Consider the following 14,314-nt stretch of genomic DNA (forward strand, 5'->3'; position numbering starts at 1 on the left):
GGCGTTTTAGCCCATTGGGCCCCCAACCAAAAGCTGCACGCCGCCTCCGCTCGGCTGCCGCGCCGTCACGCAATGGTGTTGACGATGCCGCCTTCTGCGCGCAGCGCAGCGCCGTTGGTGGCGGATGCCTGCTTCGAGGCGACGTAGACCACCATGTTGGCGATCTCGTCGACGCTGGCAAAGCGCTGGAGCAGCGAGCTCGGGCGATGCTGCTTGACGAAATTGGCGGCGGCCTCGTCCACCGACTGGCCGTTCTGCCTGGCGAGATCCTTCACGAAAGTTTCGACGCCTTCCGACATGGTCGGGCCCGGCAGCACGGAGTTGACGGTGACACCCGTGCCGCGGGTAAGCTGCGCCAGGCCGCGGGCGACCGACAGCTGCGCCGTCTTGGTCATGCCGTAATGGATCATCTCGACGGGAATGTTGAGGCCGGACTCCGAGGAGATGAAGACGATGCGGCCCCAATTGCGCTGGAGCATGCCCTTCATGTAGGCCCGCGACAGCCGCACGCCGCTCATGACGTTGACCTCGAAGAAGCGGCTCCAGTCCTCATCGGGGATCTCGAAGAAATCCTTGGGCTCGAAGATGCCGGCATTGTTGACGAGAATGTCGACGTCCGGCAGCGCCGCAACGAGCGCCTTGCAGCCCGCGGCGGTCGAGACGTCGGCGGCGACGCCGCGGACCTTGCCACCCGTCCCTTCCAGCTTGCGCACGGCCGCATCGACCTTGTCCTCGCCGCGGCCGTTGATCACGACGCTGGCGCCGGAGGCCGCCAGGCCTTTGGCGATGGCTTGGCCGATGCCAGCGGTCGAGCCGGTCACCAGCGCGGTTTTTCCGGAAAGGTCGATGTTCATGTAATATCTCCATCAGATCGATGACGGGGATATCGGTCGCGGTGGACCGGCCCGCAATCGGCGCTCACCAATCAGTGAGACGCTCGGACGCCGTTCCGGCAGCAATGGGATCCCGCGCCCCGGCTCGACCGCAGGTGGAATGATTATTGCTAAATGAGAACCCGAGCATCTTCGCTCATACGAACACGGAAGGACGAAGCGATGAAGAGAACCGCCCTCACTGTTGCGCTCGGGTTGCTCGGCCTGATGGGCAGCAATTCGCTCGCGCCAGCGCAAGCGGTCTACCCGGACAAGGCCCTGCAATTGGTCGTCCCCTTCCCGCCCGGCGGCGCCTCCGACGTGGTGGCGCGCATCATCGGCGGCGAGCTGGAGACGCGGCTCGGCAAGCCCGTGATCATCATCAACCGCCCCGGCGGCGGCACCACGATTGCGGCCAAGGAAGTCGCGCGAGCGGCGCCGGACGGATACACCCTGTTCTTCAGCTCGAACTCGAGCTTCACGCTGCCGGCAGCCGTCAAGGAAAGCGTGCCCTACGACGCGGCCAAGGATTTCGAGCCGCTCGGCCAAGTCGGCAAGATCACGCTGGTGCTGGTCACCTACAAGGACAATCCGGTGAAGGACGTGGCTGCGCTCGTCGCCGAAGCCAAGGCCAGTCCCGATAAGCTCTCGCTGGCGTCCTTCGGCGTCGCGACCGTCTCGCACTTTGCCGGCGAGTTGTTCAAATCGGCGGCCGGGATCAAGATGGTCCACCTGCCCTACAAGGGTAGCGCGCCGGCGATGAACGACCTCATCGGCAAGCACATCCAGTACCACGTCGACACGGTGATCGCGGTCAAGCCGCAGATCGAGGCGGGTACCGTCAAGGTGCTCGCCGCGTTCTCGGCCAAGCGCACGCCGTTCCTGCCTGACGTGCCGACACTCGCCGAGCTCGGCTATGGCAACATCGACTTCGCCTCATGGGGCGCCGTGGTCGCTCCCAAGGGCCTGCCGTCGGCCGTTCGCGACAAGCTCTCGGCAACGCTGGAGGAGACGATCAAGAATCCATCCGTGGCCGAGCGCTTCGCCAAGGTCGGCTTCGAGCCCGGCTTCGCGCGCTACAGCGATTGGGCAGGAGCGATCGGCAAGGAGACCGCCGACATGAAGGACATCGCGCAAAAAGCGGGGATCAAGGAGGAGTAGTCAGTCCCGCGCATCTGCGCCGGTCCCAGACTCAAAAACGGCGCCCGAGGGCGCCGTTTTCAATCCATATTTGCTGAGTGGCTTACGCCGCTTCGGCTTCCTTCTCCTGCACCGGGCCGGAATCCTGGCCCTTGGCGTCGACGTCGCGATCGACGAACTCGATCACGGCCATCGCGGCGTTGTCGCCGTAGCGGAAGCCGGCCTTGATGATGCGGGTGTAGCCGCCCTGGCGGTCCTTGTAACGGGTCGCCAGCGTATCGAAGAGCTTCTTGACCATGTCGACGTCGCGCAGCTCGGAGATGGCCTGACGGCGCAGCGACAGACCGCCCTTCTTGCCGAGGGTGACGAGCTTCTCGACGATCGGACGGAGCTCCTTGGCCTTCGGCAGCGTGGTGACGATCTGCTCGTGCTTGATCAGCGCGGCCGCCATGTTGGCGAACATCGCCTTGCGGTGCTCGGCCGTGCGGTTGAGCTTCCGATGAACCTTGCCGTGACGCATGTGAGTAGTCCTTCTTCAATTGTGTCGCGGTGGTTCAGCGACTGGTTTTCAGGTGGGCTTCCTGCGTTCGCCCAAGTCAGCGAGTGGCGAATGGTGAGTAGCGAATAGTCCTCCCTATTCGCCACTCCCTACTCGCCATTCGCTCAGTAATGATCCTCGAAGCGCTTGGCGAGCTCGTCGATGTTCTCCGGCGGCCAGCCCGGCACTTCCATGCCGAGATGCAGACCCATCTGGGCCAGCACTTCCTTGATCTCGTTCAGCGACTTGCGGCCGAAGTTCGGGGTACGGAGCATTTCCGCTTCGCTCTTCTGCACGAGGTCGCCGATATAGACGATGTTGTCGTTCTTCAGGCAGTTGGCCGAACGCACCGACAGCTCGAGCTCGTCCACCTTCTTGAGGAAGGCCGGGTTGAAGGCGAGGTCCGGGATGATCTCCTGGGCGACTTCCTTGCGCGGCTCTTCGAAGTTGACGAACACGTTGAGCTGGTCCTGCAGGATGCGGGCAGCGTAAGCCACCGAGTCATCCGGCGAAATCGCGCCGTTGGTCTCGATCGTCATGGTCAGCTTGTCGTAGTCGAGGATCTGGCCCTCGCGGGTGTTCTCGACCTTGTAGGAGACCTTGCGGACCGGCGAGTACAGGCTGTCGACCGGGATCAGGCCGATCGGCGCGTCCTCGGGACGGTTGCGCTCGGCGGGCACGTAGCCCTTGCCGGTGGCGACCGTGAACTCCATGCGGATCTCGGCGCCCTCGTCGAGGGTGCAGATCTGCAGGTCCGGGTTGAGCACGACGACATCGCCGACGGTCTGGATGTCGCCGGCGGTGACGACGCCGGGGCCCTGCTTCTTCACGACCATGCGCTTGGGGCCTTCGCCCTGCATCTTGATCGAGATGTCCTTGATGTTGAGCACGATGTCGGTGACGTCCTCACGGACGCCCGCGATCGAGGAGAACTCGTGCAGCACGCCGTCGATGTGCACCGACTGCACCGCCGCGCCCTGAAGCGAGGAGAGCAGGATGCGGCGCAGCGCATTGCCGAGCGTCTGGCCGAAGCCACGCTCGAGCGGCTCGGCGACGATCGTCGCGAAACGCGAGGAATCGCTGCCGGGCGTAACCTGGAGCTTGTTCGGCCGAATCAGTTCTTGCCAATTTTTCTGGATCGTCACTGTTTCACCCATACAGGCCAGTCGAACTGCCATTGCAGACACTGGCGTTGGAGAAAGGCCGCGGGTCGCACCCGCGGCTTCTTGCAAAGTCATTGCGGGCGCCGATGCGCCCGCAACTCGTAAAATCAAACGCGACGACGCTTGCGCGGACGGCAACCGTTGTGCGGGATCGTGGTCACGTCGCGGATCGAGGTGACGGTGAAGCCGGCGGCCTGAAGCGCGCGGAGCGCCGATTCGCGGCCCGAACCGGGACCGGCGACTTCGACCTCGAGCGTGCGCATGCCGTGCTCCTGCGCCTTCTTGGACACGTCCTCGGCGGCAACCTGCGCGGCGTACGGGGTCGACTTGCGCGAACCCTTGAAGCCCATCGTGCCGGCGGAGGACCAGGCAATCGTGTTGCCCTGCGCGTCGGTGATGGTGATGGTCGTGTTGTTGAACGACGAGTTCACGTGCGCGACGCCGGAGGCGATGTTCTTGCGCTCACGACGACGAACGCGGGTGGCTTCCTTGCCCATTGAGTCCCTTTCCTGAAGATCTCAAACGCCGCCGTAATGCCAGCGGCTACACCTGTGGAACGAAAGGCGCGCGGCGAACGGGCATCCCCGGTTCGCCGCACGCCGCGACTAGATTCGAAAACTTACTTCTTCTTGCCGGCGATGGCTTTCGCCGGACCCTTGCGCGTGCGTGCATTGGTGTGGGTGCGCTGGCCGCGCACCGGCAGACCGCGACGATGACGCAGACCGCGATAGCAGCCGAGGTCCATCAGACGCTTGATGTTGATACCGACCTCGCGGCGCAGGTCGCCCTCGACGAGATAGTCGCGGTCGATCACTTCGCGGATCTGGAGCACTTCAGCGTCGCTGAGCTGATTGACGCGACGATCCACGGGGATCTTCACCTTCTCCAGGATCTCACTGGCGATCTTCTGACCGATGCCATGGATGTACTGGAGCGCGATCAGCACGCGCTTGTTGGTGGGAATGTTCACGCCGGCAATACGGGCCACGGCCTTCTCTCCTGTTGCCGATCCTCGTCAGGATCGGGCTTTAAGTGCTTGTGTTCTCGGGCAGGTGTTCACAAACGCGAACACGACGCCCTCCCCCGGTCTTCCTGGGGCCCGGCATCGTCTGAAACTATCCGACTTGGATGCGGGGCTTATTAGGGGATTCCGGGGGCTTTCGTCAACCGCTGCTAGCGCTTGGCTCGCTTTTTCGTGACCTTTTTTGCAGCCTTCCTGGCACCCTTTTTGACCGCCCTTTTGGCGGCCTTCTTTGCGGCCTTCTTCACCGTTCTCTTGACGGTCTTCCTGGCCGCCGTCTTGCGGCCCTTGACGACCTTCTTGGCCGCCTTTTTGGCGGATTTAGCCGGTTTGGCGGCCTTTTTGGCTGCTTTCACCACCTTTTTGGCCGTTTTCTTCGCCGCCTTGGCCTTCTTGGCCGGGGCGGCCTTGGCCGCGCTCCTGGTCTTTGCCTTGGTGGCTTCCTTGGCCTGCATCTTGGCGTCAGCCGCGCCCAATGCCTGGAGCTGGCGATCGATGGCGCGGGTGACCTCGTCGATGGCCATCATGCCGTCGATGGTGGAGAGCTTCCGCCGCTCGGAATAGTAGTGAATCAGCGGTTCCGTCTGGCTGCGGTAGCTGGCTAACCGCTTGGTCAGGACTTCCGGCGTGTCGTCGAGCCGGACCTCCTCGCCGCGCTCCCGCATCTGGGCGACGCGGGTCTCGACACGGTGCAGGAGCGCGCTCTCGTTGACGCGGAGCTCGATCACGGCGTCGAGCTTGAGACGCTTGTCCTTGAGCAACTGGTCCAGCGCTTCAGCCTGCGGCACGGTGCGCGGGAAGCCGTCGAGGATGAAGCCGTTCTTGGCGTCCGGCTGGTCGATGCGATCGGAGATGATTCCGACCACGACCTCGTCGGGCACGAGGCCGCCGCTGGCCATGATCTCCTTGGCCTTCAGCCCGACCGGCGTTCCGGCCGCCACTGCGGCTCGCAGCATGTCGCCGGTCGAGAGCTGGACGATGCCGTAGCGCTGCACCAGTAGCTGCGCCTGCGTCCCCTTGCCCGACCCCGGCGGTCCCAGAAGTATAATTCTCATCGGCGTACGCCCCCCGGATTGGTGAGCGATACGTCGCGCACCCGTGTTTGAAAAATCGAGAACAGTGCAAACCACAATCGGCGCTGCACCGCTACCCTACCATAGGGCAGCAGATGGGTGGACGCCAAGAAGGGCTTTGAAATCAGTGATTGCAGAGCAATGAGAGCATCTCTGCCGAAGCGACCGAGCGGTCGCCTCAGGGGCCGCGCGCTGCTTGTGCGGCGAATCGGCGGCGCGGTTCGCGCCGCCTTCAGACCACGCAGCCTTTAGCGGCGGCGGCCGCGCAGCTTCGACTTGCGGATCAGGCCTTCATACTGGTGCGCCAGCAGATAGCCCTGCACCTGCGCCACCGTATCCATGGTGACGCTGACGACGATCAGCAGCGAGGTGCCGCCGAAGTAGAACGGCACCGAGGCGTACGAGATCAGGATCTCCGGGATCAAGCAGACGATGGCCAGATAGATCGCGCCGAGCACGGTGATGCGCGAGAGCACATAGTCGATATATTCGGCGGTACGCTCGCCGGGCCGGATGCCCGGAATGAAGCCGCCGTGCTTCTTCAGATTGTCCGCGGTCTCGGTCGGGTTGAACACGATCGCGGTGTAGAAGAAGGCGAAGAAGACGATCAGCGCCAGATACATGAACAGGAACAGCGGACGGCCGTGGCCGAGCTGGGTGGTGATCCACTGGAACCATTCCGGCCCGCTGCCCGCGTTGAAATTCGCGACCGTCGTCGGCAGCAGCAGCAGCGAGGACGCGAAGATCGGCGGGATCACGCCGGAGGTGTTGAGCTTGAGCGGCAGATGCGAGGACTGGCCCTCGAACATCTTGTTGCCGACCTGGCGCTTTGGATACTGGATCAGGAGGCGGCGCTGCGCGCGCTCCATGAACACGATGAAGGCGATCACGGCGACGGCCATGATGATGACGACCAGGATCAGGCCGGTCGACATCGCGCCCTGACGGCCGAGCTCGAGCATGTTGGCGAGCGCGGAGGGCAGCTCGGCGACGATGCCGGCGAGAATGATCAGCGAGATGCCGTTGCCGATACCGCGCGAGGTGATCTGCTCGCCCAGCCACATCAGGAACATGGTGCCGCCGGTCAGTGTGATCGCGGTCGAGAGGCGGAAGAACATGCCGGGCTCGCTGACGACGTTGCCGGCACCTTCGAGGCCGACCGCGATGCCGTAAGACTGGAACGCGGCCAGGATCACGGTGAGATAGCGGGTGTACTGGTTCAGCAGCTTGCGGCCGGACTCGCCCTCCTTCTTCAGCGCCTCGAGCTGCGGCGAGACGGTGGTGAGGAGCTGGATGATGATCGAGGCCGAGATATACGGCATGATGTTCAGCGCGAAGATCGCCATGCGGTGGATGCCGCCGCCGGCGAACATGTTGAACATGCCGAGGATGCCGCCCGCCTGGGAGCGGAATACCTGCTCCCAGACATTGGGATCGATGCCCGGAAGCGGGATATAGGTCCCGAGCCGATAAACGAGCAGCGCACCCAGGGTGAACCAGATGCGCTTCTTCAGTTCGTCAGCCTTGGCGAACGCACTGAAATTGAGATTGGCTGCCAGTTGTTCCGCTGCAGAGGCCATCTTGGACTTTCTCCCGCCGCCTATCGCGCCGTCATGCCCGCGGCCGGGCTACATTATACCGGACACCGGACATTATCTGGGGCTCGGCTTTCGATAAGTCCATCGTCCCACATGCGTAAAGGCCCGCGCGCCGCGGGCCGATGACGCAGTTGTTACGCCGCCTCGCCTTCTTCCTTGGCAGGGGCGAGAATCTTCACCGAGCCGCCGGCCTTCTCGACCGCTTCGATCGCGGTCTTGCTGGCGCCGTGGACTTCGATGTTGAGCTTGGACTTGAGCTCGCCACGGCCGAGCAGCCGAAGGCCGCCCTTGGCGCGGCGCAGCACGCCGCCCTTCACCAGGGCCTCGACGTTCACGACGCTGCCGGCGTCGATCTTCTTGGCATCGACCGCTTCCTGGAGCCGATCGAGATTGATCTCGGCGAACTCGACGCGGAAGATGTTGTTGAAGCCGCGCTTGGGCAGACGGCGATGCATCGGCATCTGGCCGCCTTCGAAGCCCTTGATGCGCACGCCGGAACGCGCGGTCTGGCCCTTGCCGCCGCGGCCGGACTGCTTGCCCTTGCCCGAACCGATGCCGCGGCCGACGCGCATACGCTTCTTGCGCGAGCCGGCGTTGTCGGCGATATCGCTGAGCTTCATCGCCCTTCTCCTTGTGTCTTGCGCCTGATCTTCGCCGAAAACGGGTAGCCCGCCGTTCGGGATCCTGCGCCTTTGCTTACTTCTCGTCGACGATGCGGACGAGATGGTGAACCTTCTCGATCATGCCACGGACCGCCGGGGTATCGGGCAGTTCGCTGGTGCGGCCGATCTTGTTGAGCTTGAGCCCGATCAGCGTCGAGCGCTGCGAGTGATGGCGGCGGATCGCGCTGCCGGTCTGCTCGAGCTTGATCGTCTTTGCGGCCTTGGCCATGGGAGTCTACTCCGAAAAGCTTCCGTTAGTCGGCAGCCGCCTCGGCGTCGCCACCGATACGGCGGGACTGGAGGGTGGACACCTTGATATTGCGGCGGGCAGCGACCGAGCGCGGCGAGTCCTGGTGCTTCAGCGCATCGAAGGTCGCACGAACCATGTTATAGGGGTTCGAAGAGCCGATCGACTTCGCCACCACGTCCTGGACGCCGAGCGTCTCGAACACGGCGCGCATCGGACCGCCGGCGATGATGCCGGTACCGGCCGGCGCCGCACGCAGGTAGACGCGGCCCGCACCATGACGGCCGGCGATGTCGTGATGCAGCGTGCGGCCCTCGCGCAGCGACACGCGGGTCAGGTTGCGCTTGGCGGACTCGGTGGCCTTGCGGATCGCCTCGGGCACTTCGCGCGCCTTGCCGTGACCGAAGCCGGCGCGGCCCTTCTGGTCGCCGATCACGACCAGCGCTGCGAAACCGAAGCGCTTGCCGCCCTTGACGACCTTGGCCACGCGATTGATGTGGACGAGCTTGTCGACGAACTCGCTGTCGCGCTCCTCGCGCTCCCTGCGTTCACGTCCGCCGCCGCGTTGATCGCGTCCACCACGTTGTTCGCGTTCAGCTGCCATGGTTTTTCCAATCCTTCAGAGGCTTACGCCTCAATCCTCAAATTCCGTTAGAAGCTCAGCCCACTCTCACGCGCAGCGTCGGCGAGAGCCTTGACGCGCCCGTGATAGAGGTAGCTGCCGCGATCGAACACGACTTCCTTGACACCCTTCTCGGCGGCGCGCTCGGCCAGCAGCTTGCCGACCGCCTTCGCCGCATCGATGTCGGCGCCGGTCTTGCCGCCGTCGCGCATCGACTTCTCGAGCGAGGAGGCAGAGGCCAGCGTCTCGCCCTTCAGGTCGTCGATGACCTGGGCGTAGATGTGCTTGGACGAGCGGAACACCGACAGACGCGGACGACCACCACCGGAGCGGCGCAGCTTCAGCCGCACACTCCGCTTGCGCCGGGCATTGGTAACCTTGGCTTTGGACATGACCGGCTCCGTTACTTCTTCTTGCCTTCCTTGCGGAAGATGAATTCGCCAACATACTTCACGCCCTTGCCCTTGTAGGGCTCCGGCGGGCGATAGCTGCGGATCTCGGCCGCGACCTGGCCGACGCGCTGGACGTCGCTGCCCGACACCGTGATCTCGGTCGGCTTCGGCACCGTGATCGTGATCCCTTCCGGGATCGCGTAGACCACGTCGTGGCTGTAACCGAGCGCGAGCTGCAGGTTCTTGCCCTGCATCGCGGCGCGGTAACCGACGCCGGTGATCTCCAGCTTCTTCTCGAAGCCCTTGGTGACGCCTTCGACCAGATTCGCGACCTGGGCGCGAGCGGTCCCGTACAGGGCGCGCGCGCGATTGGTCTCGAAGCGCGGCTGAACCTTGATCTGGCCGCTCTCGAGCTTCACCTCGACGTCGTCATGGACGACGAACTGAAGCTGGCCCTTCGGCCCCTTCATCTTGACGGTCTGCCCATCGACGGTCGCGGTAACACCCGACGGCACCGCCACAGGCCTTTTGCCAACACGTGACATGGATGAAAAATCCTTCTCAGAACACCGTGAAGAGGACTTCACCGCCCACATTCGCGTCGCGCGCGCTGTGGTCGGCCATGATCCCCTTCGGCGTCGACAACACCGAAATGCCGAGCCCGTTGTTGACCCGCGGCAGGTTCTTCACCGAGGCGTAGACGCGGCGCCCGGGCTTGGAGACACGTTCGATCTCGCGGATGACGGGCTCGCCGTCGAAATACTTCAGCTCGATCTCGATCTCGCTGCGGCCCGAGGAATGCTCGAGCGTGGCGTAGCCGCGGATGTAGCCCTCGGTCTTGAGGACCTCGAGCACGTTCTCGCGCATCTTCGAGCCGGGCGTGGAGACCTTGCTCTTCGAGCGCATCTGCGCATTGCGGATACGGGTGATCAGATCGCTGATTGGATCGTGCGTGGACATCTAAACGACCCTCCTTACCAGCTGGACTTCACGAGGCCCGGGACCATGCCCTTGGAGCCAAGTTCGCGCAGCGCGATACGGGACAGCTTGTTCTTGCGGTAGTTCGAGCGCGGACGGCCCGACAGCTCGCAACGCAGGCGGATGCGGGTCGCCGACGAGTTGCGCGGCATTTCCGCCAGCTTCAGAGTCGCGGCGAACCGCTCCTCCATCGGCAGCGTCTTGTCGGCGATGATCGCCTTCAACCGCTCGCGCTTGGCGGCGGCGTTCTTCACCATCCGCTTGCGCCGGTTGTTCTTCTCGACTGAACTCTTCTTTGCCATGCTTGGCTCCTGGGTATCCGCGTTTGAGAGGCTTTAGGTCAGCGTCTCACTGCCGGAACGGGAAATTGAAAGCGGTCAACAAGGCCCTCGCCTCTTCGTCGGTCTTGGCCGTGGTGCAGACGGTGATGTCCATGCCGCGGGCTTCCGTGACCTTGTCGAAGTCGATCTCAGGGAAAATGATGTGCTCCTTGATGCCGAGCGAATAATTGCCGCGGCCGTCGAAGCTCTTCGGGTTTAGGCCGCGGAAGTCGCGGACGCGCGGCAGCGCGACCGTCACCAGGCGATCGATGAACTCGTACATGCGGGCCTTGCGCAGCGTGACCTTGCAGCCGATTGGCTGGTTCTCGCGCAGCTTGAAGGTCGCGATCGCGATCCGCGAATAGGTGACGATTGCCTTCTGGCCGGCGATCTGGGTCAGCTCGGCAGCGGCGGTCTCGGCCTTCTTGCGGTCGTTGACGCTGTCGCCGACGCCCATGTTCAGCACGACCTTGTCCAGGCGCGGAACCTGCATGACGTTCTCATAACCGAACTTCTCGGTCAGAGCCGTGCGGATATTGGCGTCGTATTCCGCGCGCAGGCGCGGGGTGTAAGCGGCCTCAGCCATCGATCTCAGCTCCCGAGCTCTTGGCGATGCGGACCTTCTTGCCGTCCGCCAGAATCTTGAATCCGACGCGGGTCGGCTTTCCGTCCTTGCCGACATACGCGATGTTGGACAGTTGGATCGGCGACTCCTTGGAGATGATGCCGCCCTCCTGGGCCTGCGTCTGCTTCTGGTGACGCTTGACCATGTTGATGCCGCGCACCAGCGCCGTGCCGGCGTCGGGACGCACTTCGAACACTTCGCCGGTCCGGCCCTTGTCGCGACCGGTCAGCACGACGACCTTGTCGCCCTTGCGGATCTTCGCAGCCATCACAGCACCTCCGGCGCGAGCGAGATGATCTTCATGTGGTTCTTGGCGCGCAGCTCGCGCGGCACGGGCCCGAAGATACGGGTGCCGACCGGCTCGGACTGATTGTTGATCAGAACGGCGGCGTTGCGGTCGAAGCGGATGACCGAACCGTCGGCGCGGCGGATGTCCTTGCGGACGCGCACCACGACGGCCTTCATCACGTCGCCCTTCTTCACCTTGCCACGCGGAATCGCTTCCTTGATCGAGACGACGATGATGTCGCCGATCGTGGCGTAGCGGCGCTTGGAGCCTCCGAGCACCTTGATACACATGACACGGCGTGCGCCAGAATTGTCGGCCACGTCGAGGTTGGTCTGCATCTGAATCATTGATGCACCTCGTCCTCTTCTCTTTGCGCCAGCCCAGCCGGCGCTCAACATTTCCCTGAAGTCAGTCGGCTAAAGCCAACAGATCAGGCGCTTTTCTTGTGCTCGCCCCGGATCACGACCCAGCGCTTCAATTTCGAAATCGGCTTCGATTCCTCGATCCACACCATGTCGCCCGGCTTGAACTCGTTGCTCTCGTCGTGCGCGTGGTAGTTCTTCGAACGGCGGATCGTCTTCTTGTAGATCGGGTGCGTGAAGCGGCGGTCGACGCGCACCACGATGGTCTTGGCCTGCTTGTCGCTGACGACCACGCCCTGCAAAGTACGTTTCGGCATCTTCGTAAGCCTCTTACTTCTTCTTGGCGCGCGTCTGCGCGGCGACGGTCTTGATCCGGGCGATGTCACGGCGGGCCTCGCGCAGGCGCGAGGTGTTCTCGAGCTGCCCGGTGGCGCGCTGGAAGCGTAGGTTGAAGCGCTCCTTCTTCAGATTCAGGATGGCGTCATCCTGCTGGTCGGGGCTCATCGCGCGGATGTCTTCGATCTTCATCTGGGCCATGGCCATTACTCCGCAATGCGCTCGACGAAGCGCGTCTTGATCGGCAACTTGGCGGCGGCCAGGGTCAGCGCCTCACGCGCCGTCTGGGTGTTGACGCCGTCGATCTCGAACAGCACCCGGCCCGGCTTGACGCGCGCGACCCACAATTCCGGCGAACCCTTGCCGGAGCCCATGCGGACTTCGGCCGGCTTCTTCGACACCGGAACGTCCGGGAACACGCGGATCCAGACGCGGCCGGCGCGCTTCATGTGGCGGGTCAGCGCGCGGCGAGCGGCTTCGATCTGGCGCGCGGTGACGCGCTCAGGCTCGGTCGCCTTCAGGCCGAACTGGCCGAACGCCAACGTCGCGCCCGAAGACGCAACGCCGTGGATGCGGCCCTTATGCGCCTTCCGGAACTTCGTTTTCTTAGGTTGCATCATGGCTTTAAGCCCTCAAATTCCTGTGCGGCTTTAGGCTGCAGCCGTGTCGCGGCGCTGACGGCCACCACGATCACCACTACCGCCCGTCTCGCCTTCGGCCATTCTCTTGTCCTGGGCCATCGGATCGTGCTCGAGGATCTCGCCCTTGAAGATCCAGACCTTGACGCCGCAGGTGCCGAAGGTCGTGAACGCGGTCGCAACGCCGTAGTCGATGTCGGCGCGCAGCGTGTGCAGCGGCACGCGACCTTCGCGGTACCATTCCATGCGCGCGATTTCCGCACCGCCCAGACGACCCGAGCAGTTGATGCGGATGCCTTCCGCGCCGAGACGCATCGCCGACTGCACGGCGCGCTTCATGGCCCGGCGGAACGCCACGCGGCGCTCCAGCTGCTGGGCGATCGATTCGGCCACCAGCGTCGCATCGAGCTCCGGCTTGCGGATCTCGACGATGTTGATGACGACGTCGGACGAGGTGATGTCCGCGACCCGCTTGCGCAGCTTGTCGATGTCGGCGCCCTTCTTGCCGATCACCACGCCCGGACGGGCCGAGTGGATGGTGACGCGGCACTTCTTGTGCGGACGCTCGATCACGATGCGGGCGACGGCCGCCTGCTTGAGCTCCTTGTGCAGGATCTCACGGATCTTGACGTCCTCGTGCAGCAGCTTGCCGTATTCCTGCTTGCCGGCGAACCAGCGGGAATCCCAGGTACGGTTGATGCCGAGGCGCAGACCGATCGGATTGATCTTTTGACCCATCGTGTTCTCCTGCGCCCTTAAGCGGCGGCTTCAGCTTCGACCTGACGAACGATGATCGTCAGCTGCGAAAATGGTTTGTAGACCCGGCCCGAGCGACCCCGGCCGCGAGCGGCGAAGCGCTTCATCACGAGACCGTTGCCGACGAAGGCCTGCGCCACGACGAGATCGTCGACGTCGAGGTCGTGGTTGTTCTCGGCGTTGGCGATGGCCGATTCCAGGCACTTCTTGACGTCGACCGCGATCCGCTTGCGCGAAAACTGCAGATCGGCGAGCGCAGCAGCAGCCTTCCGGCCGCGAATGAGCTGGGCGACCAGGTTGAGCTTCTGCGGGCTCACCCGCAGCATCCGGGCGACCGCCTTGGCCTCGTTGTCGGCGAGGCTCCGTTCGCGCTTAGGTTTGCTCATCGTTTAATCCTCAAGCCTTCTTGGCTTTCTTGTCGCCGGAGTGGCCATGGAAGGTCCGGGTCGGCGAGAACTCGCCGAACTTGTGACCAACCATTTCCTCGTTGACGGCCACCGGCACGTGCTTCTGACCGTTGTAGACGCCGAAGGTCAGGCCGACGAACTGCGGCAGGATCGTCGAACGACGGCTCCAGATCTTGATGACGTCGTGACGGCCGGACGCGCGCGCGGCATCTGCCTTCTTGAGCAGAGAACCCTCGACGAACGGGCCTTTCCAGACTGAACGAACCATGTCCGGC

At 63.8% G+C, this 14,314-nt stretch carries 24 protein-coding genes; 1 reads left to right on the plus strand and 23 read right to left on the minus strand.

Annotated features, from left to right (window positions below):
* Positions 1–65: 65 nt before the first annotated feature.
* Positions 66–854, minus strand: a complete 789-nt coding sequence (locus tag K410_RS0122700) for an SDR family NAD(P)-dependent oxidoreductase (RefSeq protein ID WP_028137009.1) — start codon at positions 852–854, stop codon at positions 66–68.
* 201 nt (positions 855–1,055) lie between these two features.
* On the opposite strand from K410_RS0122700, the gene K410_RS0122705 reads away from it, so the two are divergent.
* The gene (locus K410_RS0122705) at positions 1,056–2,033 is read left to right on the plus strand and encodes a Bug family tripartite tricarboxylate transporter substrate binding protein (protein WP_028137010.1); all 978 of its coding nucleotides are present in this window, start codon (positions 1,056–1,058) and stop codon (positions 2,031–2,033) included.
* 82 nt (positions 2,034–2,115) lie between these two features.
* Here K410_RS0122705 and rplQ read toward each other — a convergent pair whose 3' ends face one another.
* The 22 genes from rplQ to rpsS form a co-directional block, all read right to left on the minus strand.
* Positions 2,116–2,532 (minus strand): 50S ribosomal protein L17, encoded by a 417-nt coding sequence (gene rplQ, locus K410_RS0122710; RefSeq protein WP_025036979.1) that lies wholly within the window; start codon positions 2,530–2,532, stop codon positions 2,116–2,118.
* A 143-nt stretch (positions 2,533–2,675) separates the two neighbouring features.
* Positions 2,676–3,707: a DNA-directed RNA polymerase subunit alpha gene (locus K410_RS0122715; RefSeq protein WP_049820165.1), complete on the minus strand. Its 1,032-nt coding sequence runs from the start codon at positions 3,705–3,707 to the stop codon at positions 2,676–2,678.
* Between the two features lie 113 nt (positions 3,708–3,820).
* Positions 3,821–4,210: a 30S ribosomal protein S11 gene (gene rpsK / locus K410_RS0122720; protein WP_007603045.1), complete on the minus strand. Its 390-nt coding sequence runs from the start codon at positions 4,208–4,210 to the stop codon at positions 3,821–3,823.
* Positions 4,211–4,332: 122 nt separating this feature from the next.
* The gene (gene rpsM, locus K410_RS0122725; protein WP_028137012.1) at positions 4,333–4,701 is read right to left on the minus strand and encodes a 30S ribosomal protein S13; all 369 of its coding nucleotides are present in this window, start codon (positions 4,699–4,701) and stop codon (positions 4,333–4,335) included.
* A 185-nt stretch (positions 4,702–4,886) separates the two neighbouring features.
* Positions 4,887–5,789, minus strand: coding sequence for an adenylate kinase (locus K410_RS0122730; RefSeq protein ID WP_028137013.1), 903 nt, complete (start codon positions 5,787–5,789; stop codon positions 4,887–4,889).
* A 266-nt stretch (positions 5,790–6,055) separates the two neighbouring features.
* Complete coding sequence (secY, locus tag K410_RS0122735) at positions 6,056–7,387, minus strand: preprotein translocase subunit SecY (RefSeq protein ID WP_028137014.1); 1,332 nt, start codon at positions 7,385–7,387, stop codon at positions 6,056–6,058.
* A 152-nt stretch (positions 7,388–7,539) separates the two neighbouring features.
* On the minus strand, positions 7,540–8,025 hold the full coding sequence (gene rplO, locus K410_RS0122740; protein ID WP_028137015.1) for a 50S ribosomal protein L15: 486 nt from the start codon (positions 8,023–8,025) through the stop codon (positions 7,540–7,542).
* A gap of 76 nt (positions 8,026–8,101) precedes the next feature.
* Positions 8,102–8,296: a 50S ribosomal protein L30 gene (gene rpmD / locus K410_RS0122745; protein ID WP_011088137.1), complete on the minus strand. Its 195-nt coding sequence runs from the start codon at positions 8,294–8,296 to the stop codon at positions 8,102–8,104.
* Positions 8,297–8,321: 25 nt separating this feature from the next.
* On the minus strand, positions 8,322–8,918 hold the full coding sequence (gene rpsE, locus K410_RS0122750) for a 30S ribosomal protein S5 (protein ID WP_014494507.1): 597 nt from the start codon (positions 8,916–8,918) through the stop codon (positions 8,322–8,324).
* 47 nt (positions 8,919–8,965) lie between these two features.
* Complete coding sequence (rplR, locus tag K410_RS0122755) at positions 8,966–9,328, minus strand: 50S ribosomal protein L18 (protein WP_007603036.1); 363 nt, start codon at positions 9,326–9,328, stop codon at positions 8,966–8,968.
* An 11-nt stretch (positions 9,329–9,339) separates the two neighbouring features.
* Positions 9,340–9,873, minus strand: coding sequence for a 50S ribosomal protein L6 (gene rplF / locus K410_RS0122760; RefSeq protein ID WP_028137016.1), 534 nt, complete (start codon positions 9,871–9,873; stop codon positions 9,340–9,342).
* Between the two features lie 16 nt (positions 9,874–9,889).
* Positions 9,890–10,288, minus strand: coding sequence for a 30S ribosomal protein S8 (gene rpsH, locus K410_RS0122765; RefSeq protein ID WP_028137017.1), 399 nt, complete (start codon positions 10,286–10,288; stop codon positions 9,890–9,892).
* Positions 10,289–10,302: 14 nt separating this feature from the next.
* Positions 10,303–10,608 carry a 30S ribosomal protein S14 gene (rpsN, locus tag K410_RS0122770; RefSeq protein WP_028137018.1) on the minus strand — a complete coding sequence of 102 codons (306 nt, stop codon included), beginning with the start codon at positions 10,606–10,608 and terminating at the stop codon, positions 10,303–10,305.
* A 46-nt stretch (positions 10,609–10,654) separates the two neighbouring features.
* Complete coding sequence (gene rplE, locus K410_RS0122775; RefSeq protein ID WP_028137019.1) at positions 10,655–11,212, minus strand: 50S ribosomal protein L5; 558 nt, start codon at positions 11,210–11,212, stop codon at positions 10,655–10,657.
* Positions 11,205–11,519, minus strand: a complete 315-nt coding sequence (rplX, locus tag K410_RS0122780) for a 50S ribosomal protein L24 (protein ID WP_007603031.1) — start codon at positions 11,517–11,519, stop codon at positions 11,205–11,207. Before rplX ends, rplE begins: the two co-directional genes overlap by 8 nt.
* Positions 11,519–11,887 (minus strand): 50S ribosomal protein L14, encoded by a 369-nt coding sequence (rplN, locus tag K410_RS0122785; RefSeq protein WP_007603030.1) that lies wholly within the window; start codon positions 11,885–11,887, stop codon positions 11,519–11,521. Before rplN ends, rplX begins: the two co-directional genes overlap by 1 nt.
* Positions 11,888–11,970: 83 nt before the next feature.
* Positions 11,971–12,219, minus strand: coding sequence for a 30S ribosomal protein S17 (rpsQ, locus tag K410_RS0122790; protein ID WP_007603028.1), 249 nt, complete (start codon positions 12,217–12,219; stop codon positions 11,971–11,973).
* Between the two features lie 13 nt (positions 12,220–12,232).
* The gene (gene rpmC, locus K410_RS0122795; RefSeq protein ID WP_011088144.1) at positions 12,233–12,439 is read right to left on the minus strand and encodes a 50S ribosomal protein L29; all 207 of its coding nucleotides are present in this window, start codon (positions 12,437–12,439) and stop codon (positions 12,233–12,235) included.
* Between the two features lie 5 nt (positions 12,440–12,444).
* Positions 12,445–12,858, minus strand: coding sequence for a 50S ribosomal protein L16 (gene rplP, locus K410_RS0122800; RefSeq protein WP_008136349.1), 414 nt, complete (start codon positions 12,856–12,858; stop codon positions 12,445–12,447).
* 30 nt (positions 12,859–12,888) lie between these two features.
* Positions 12,889–13,614: a 30S ribosomal protein S3 gene (rpsC, locus tag K410_RS0122805; RefSeq protein ID WP_018647246.1), complete on the minus strand. Its 726-nt coding sequence runs from the start codon at positions 13,612–13,614 to the stop codon at positions 12,889–12,891.
* 17 nt (positions 13,615–13,631) lie between these two features.
* On the minus strand, positions 13,632–14,018 hold the full coding sequence (rplV, locus tag K410_RS0122810) for a 50S ribosomal protein L22 (protein ID WP_028137020.1): 387 nt from the start codon (positions 14,016–14,018) through the stop codon (positions 13,632–13,634).
* A 10-nt stretch (positions 14,019–14,028) separates the two neighbouring features.
* The gene (rpsS, locus tag K410_RS0122815; protein ID WP_008136357.1) at positions 14,029–14,307 is read right to left on the minus strand and encodes a 30S ribosomal protein S19; all 279 of its coding nucleotides are present in this window, start codon (positions 14,305–14,307) and stop codon (positions 14,029–14,031) included.
* Positions 14,308–14,314: the final 7 nt, after the last annotated feature.

Origin of the sequence: Bradyrhizobium sp. 22, assembly GCF_000482425.1 — a bacterium.
In the GTDB taxonomy this organism is placed as follows: Bacteria; Pseudomonadota; Alphaproteobacteria; order Rhizobiales; family Xanthobacteraceae; genus Bradyrhizobium; species Bradyrhizobium japonicum_B.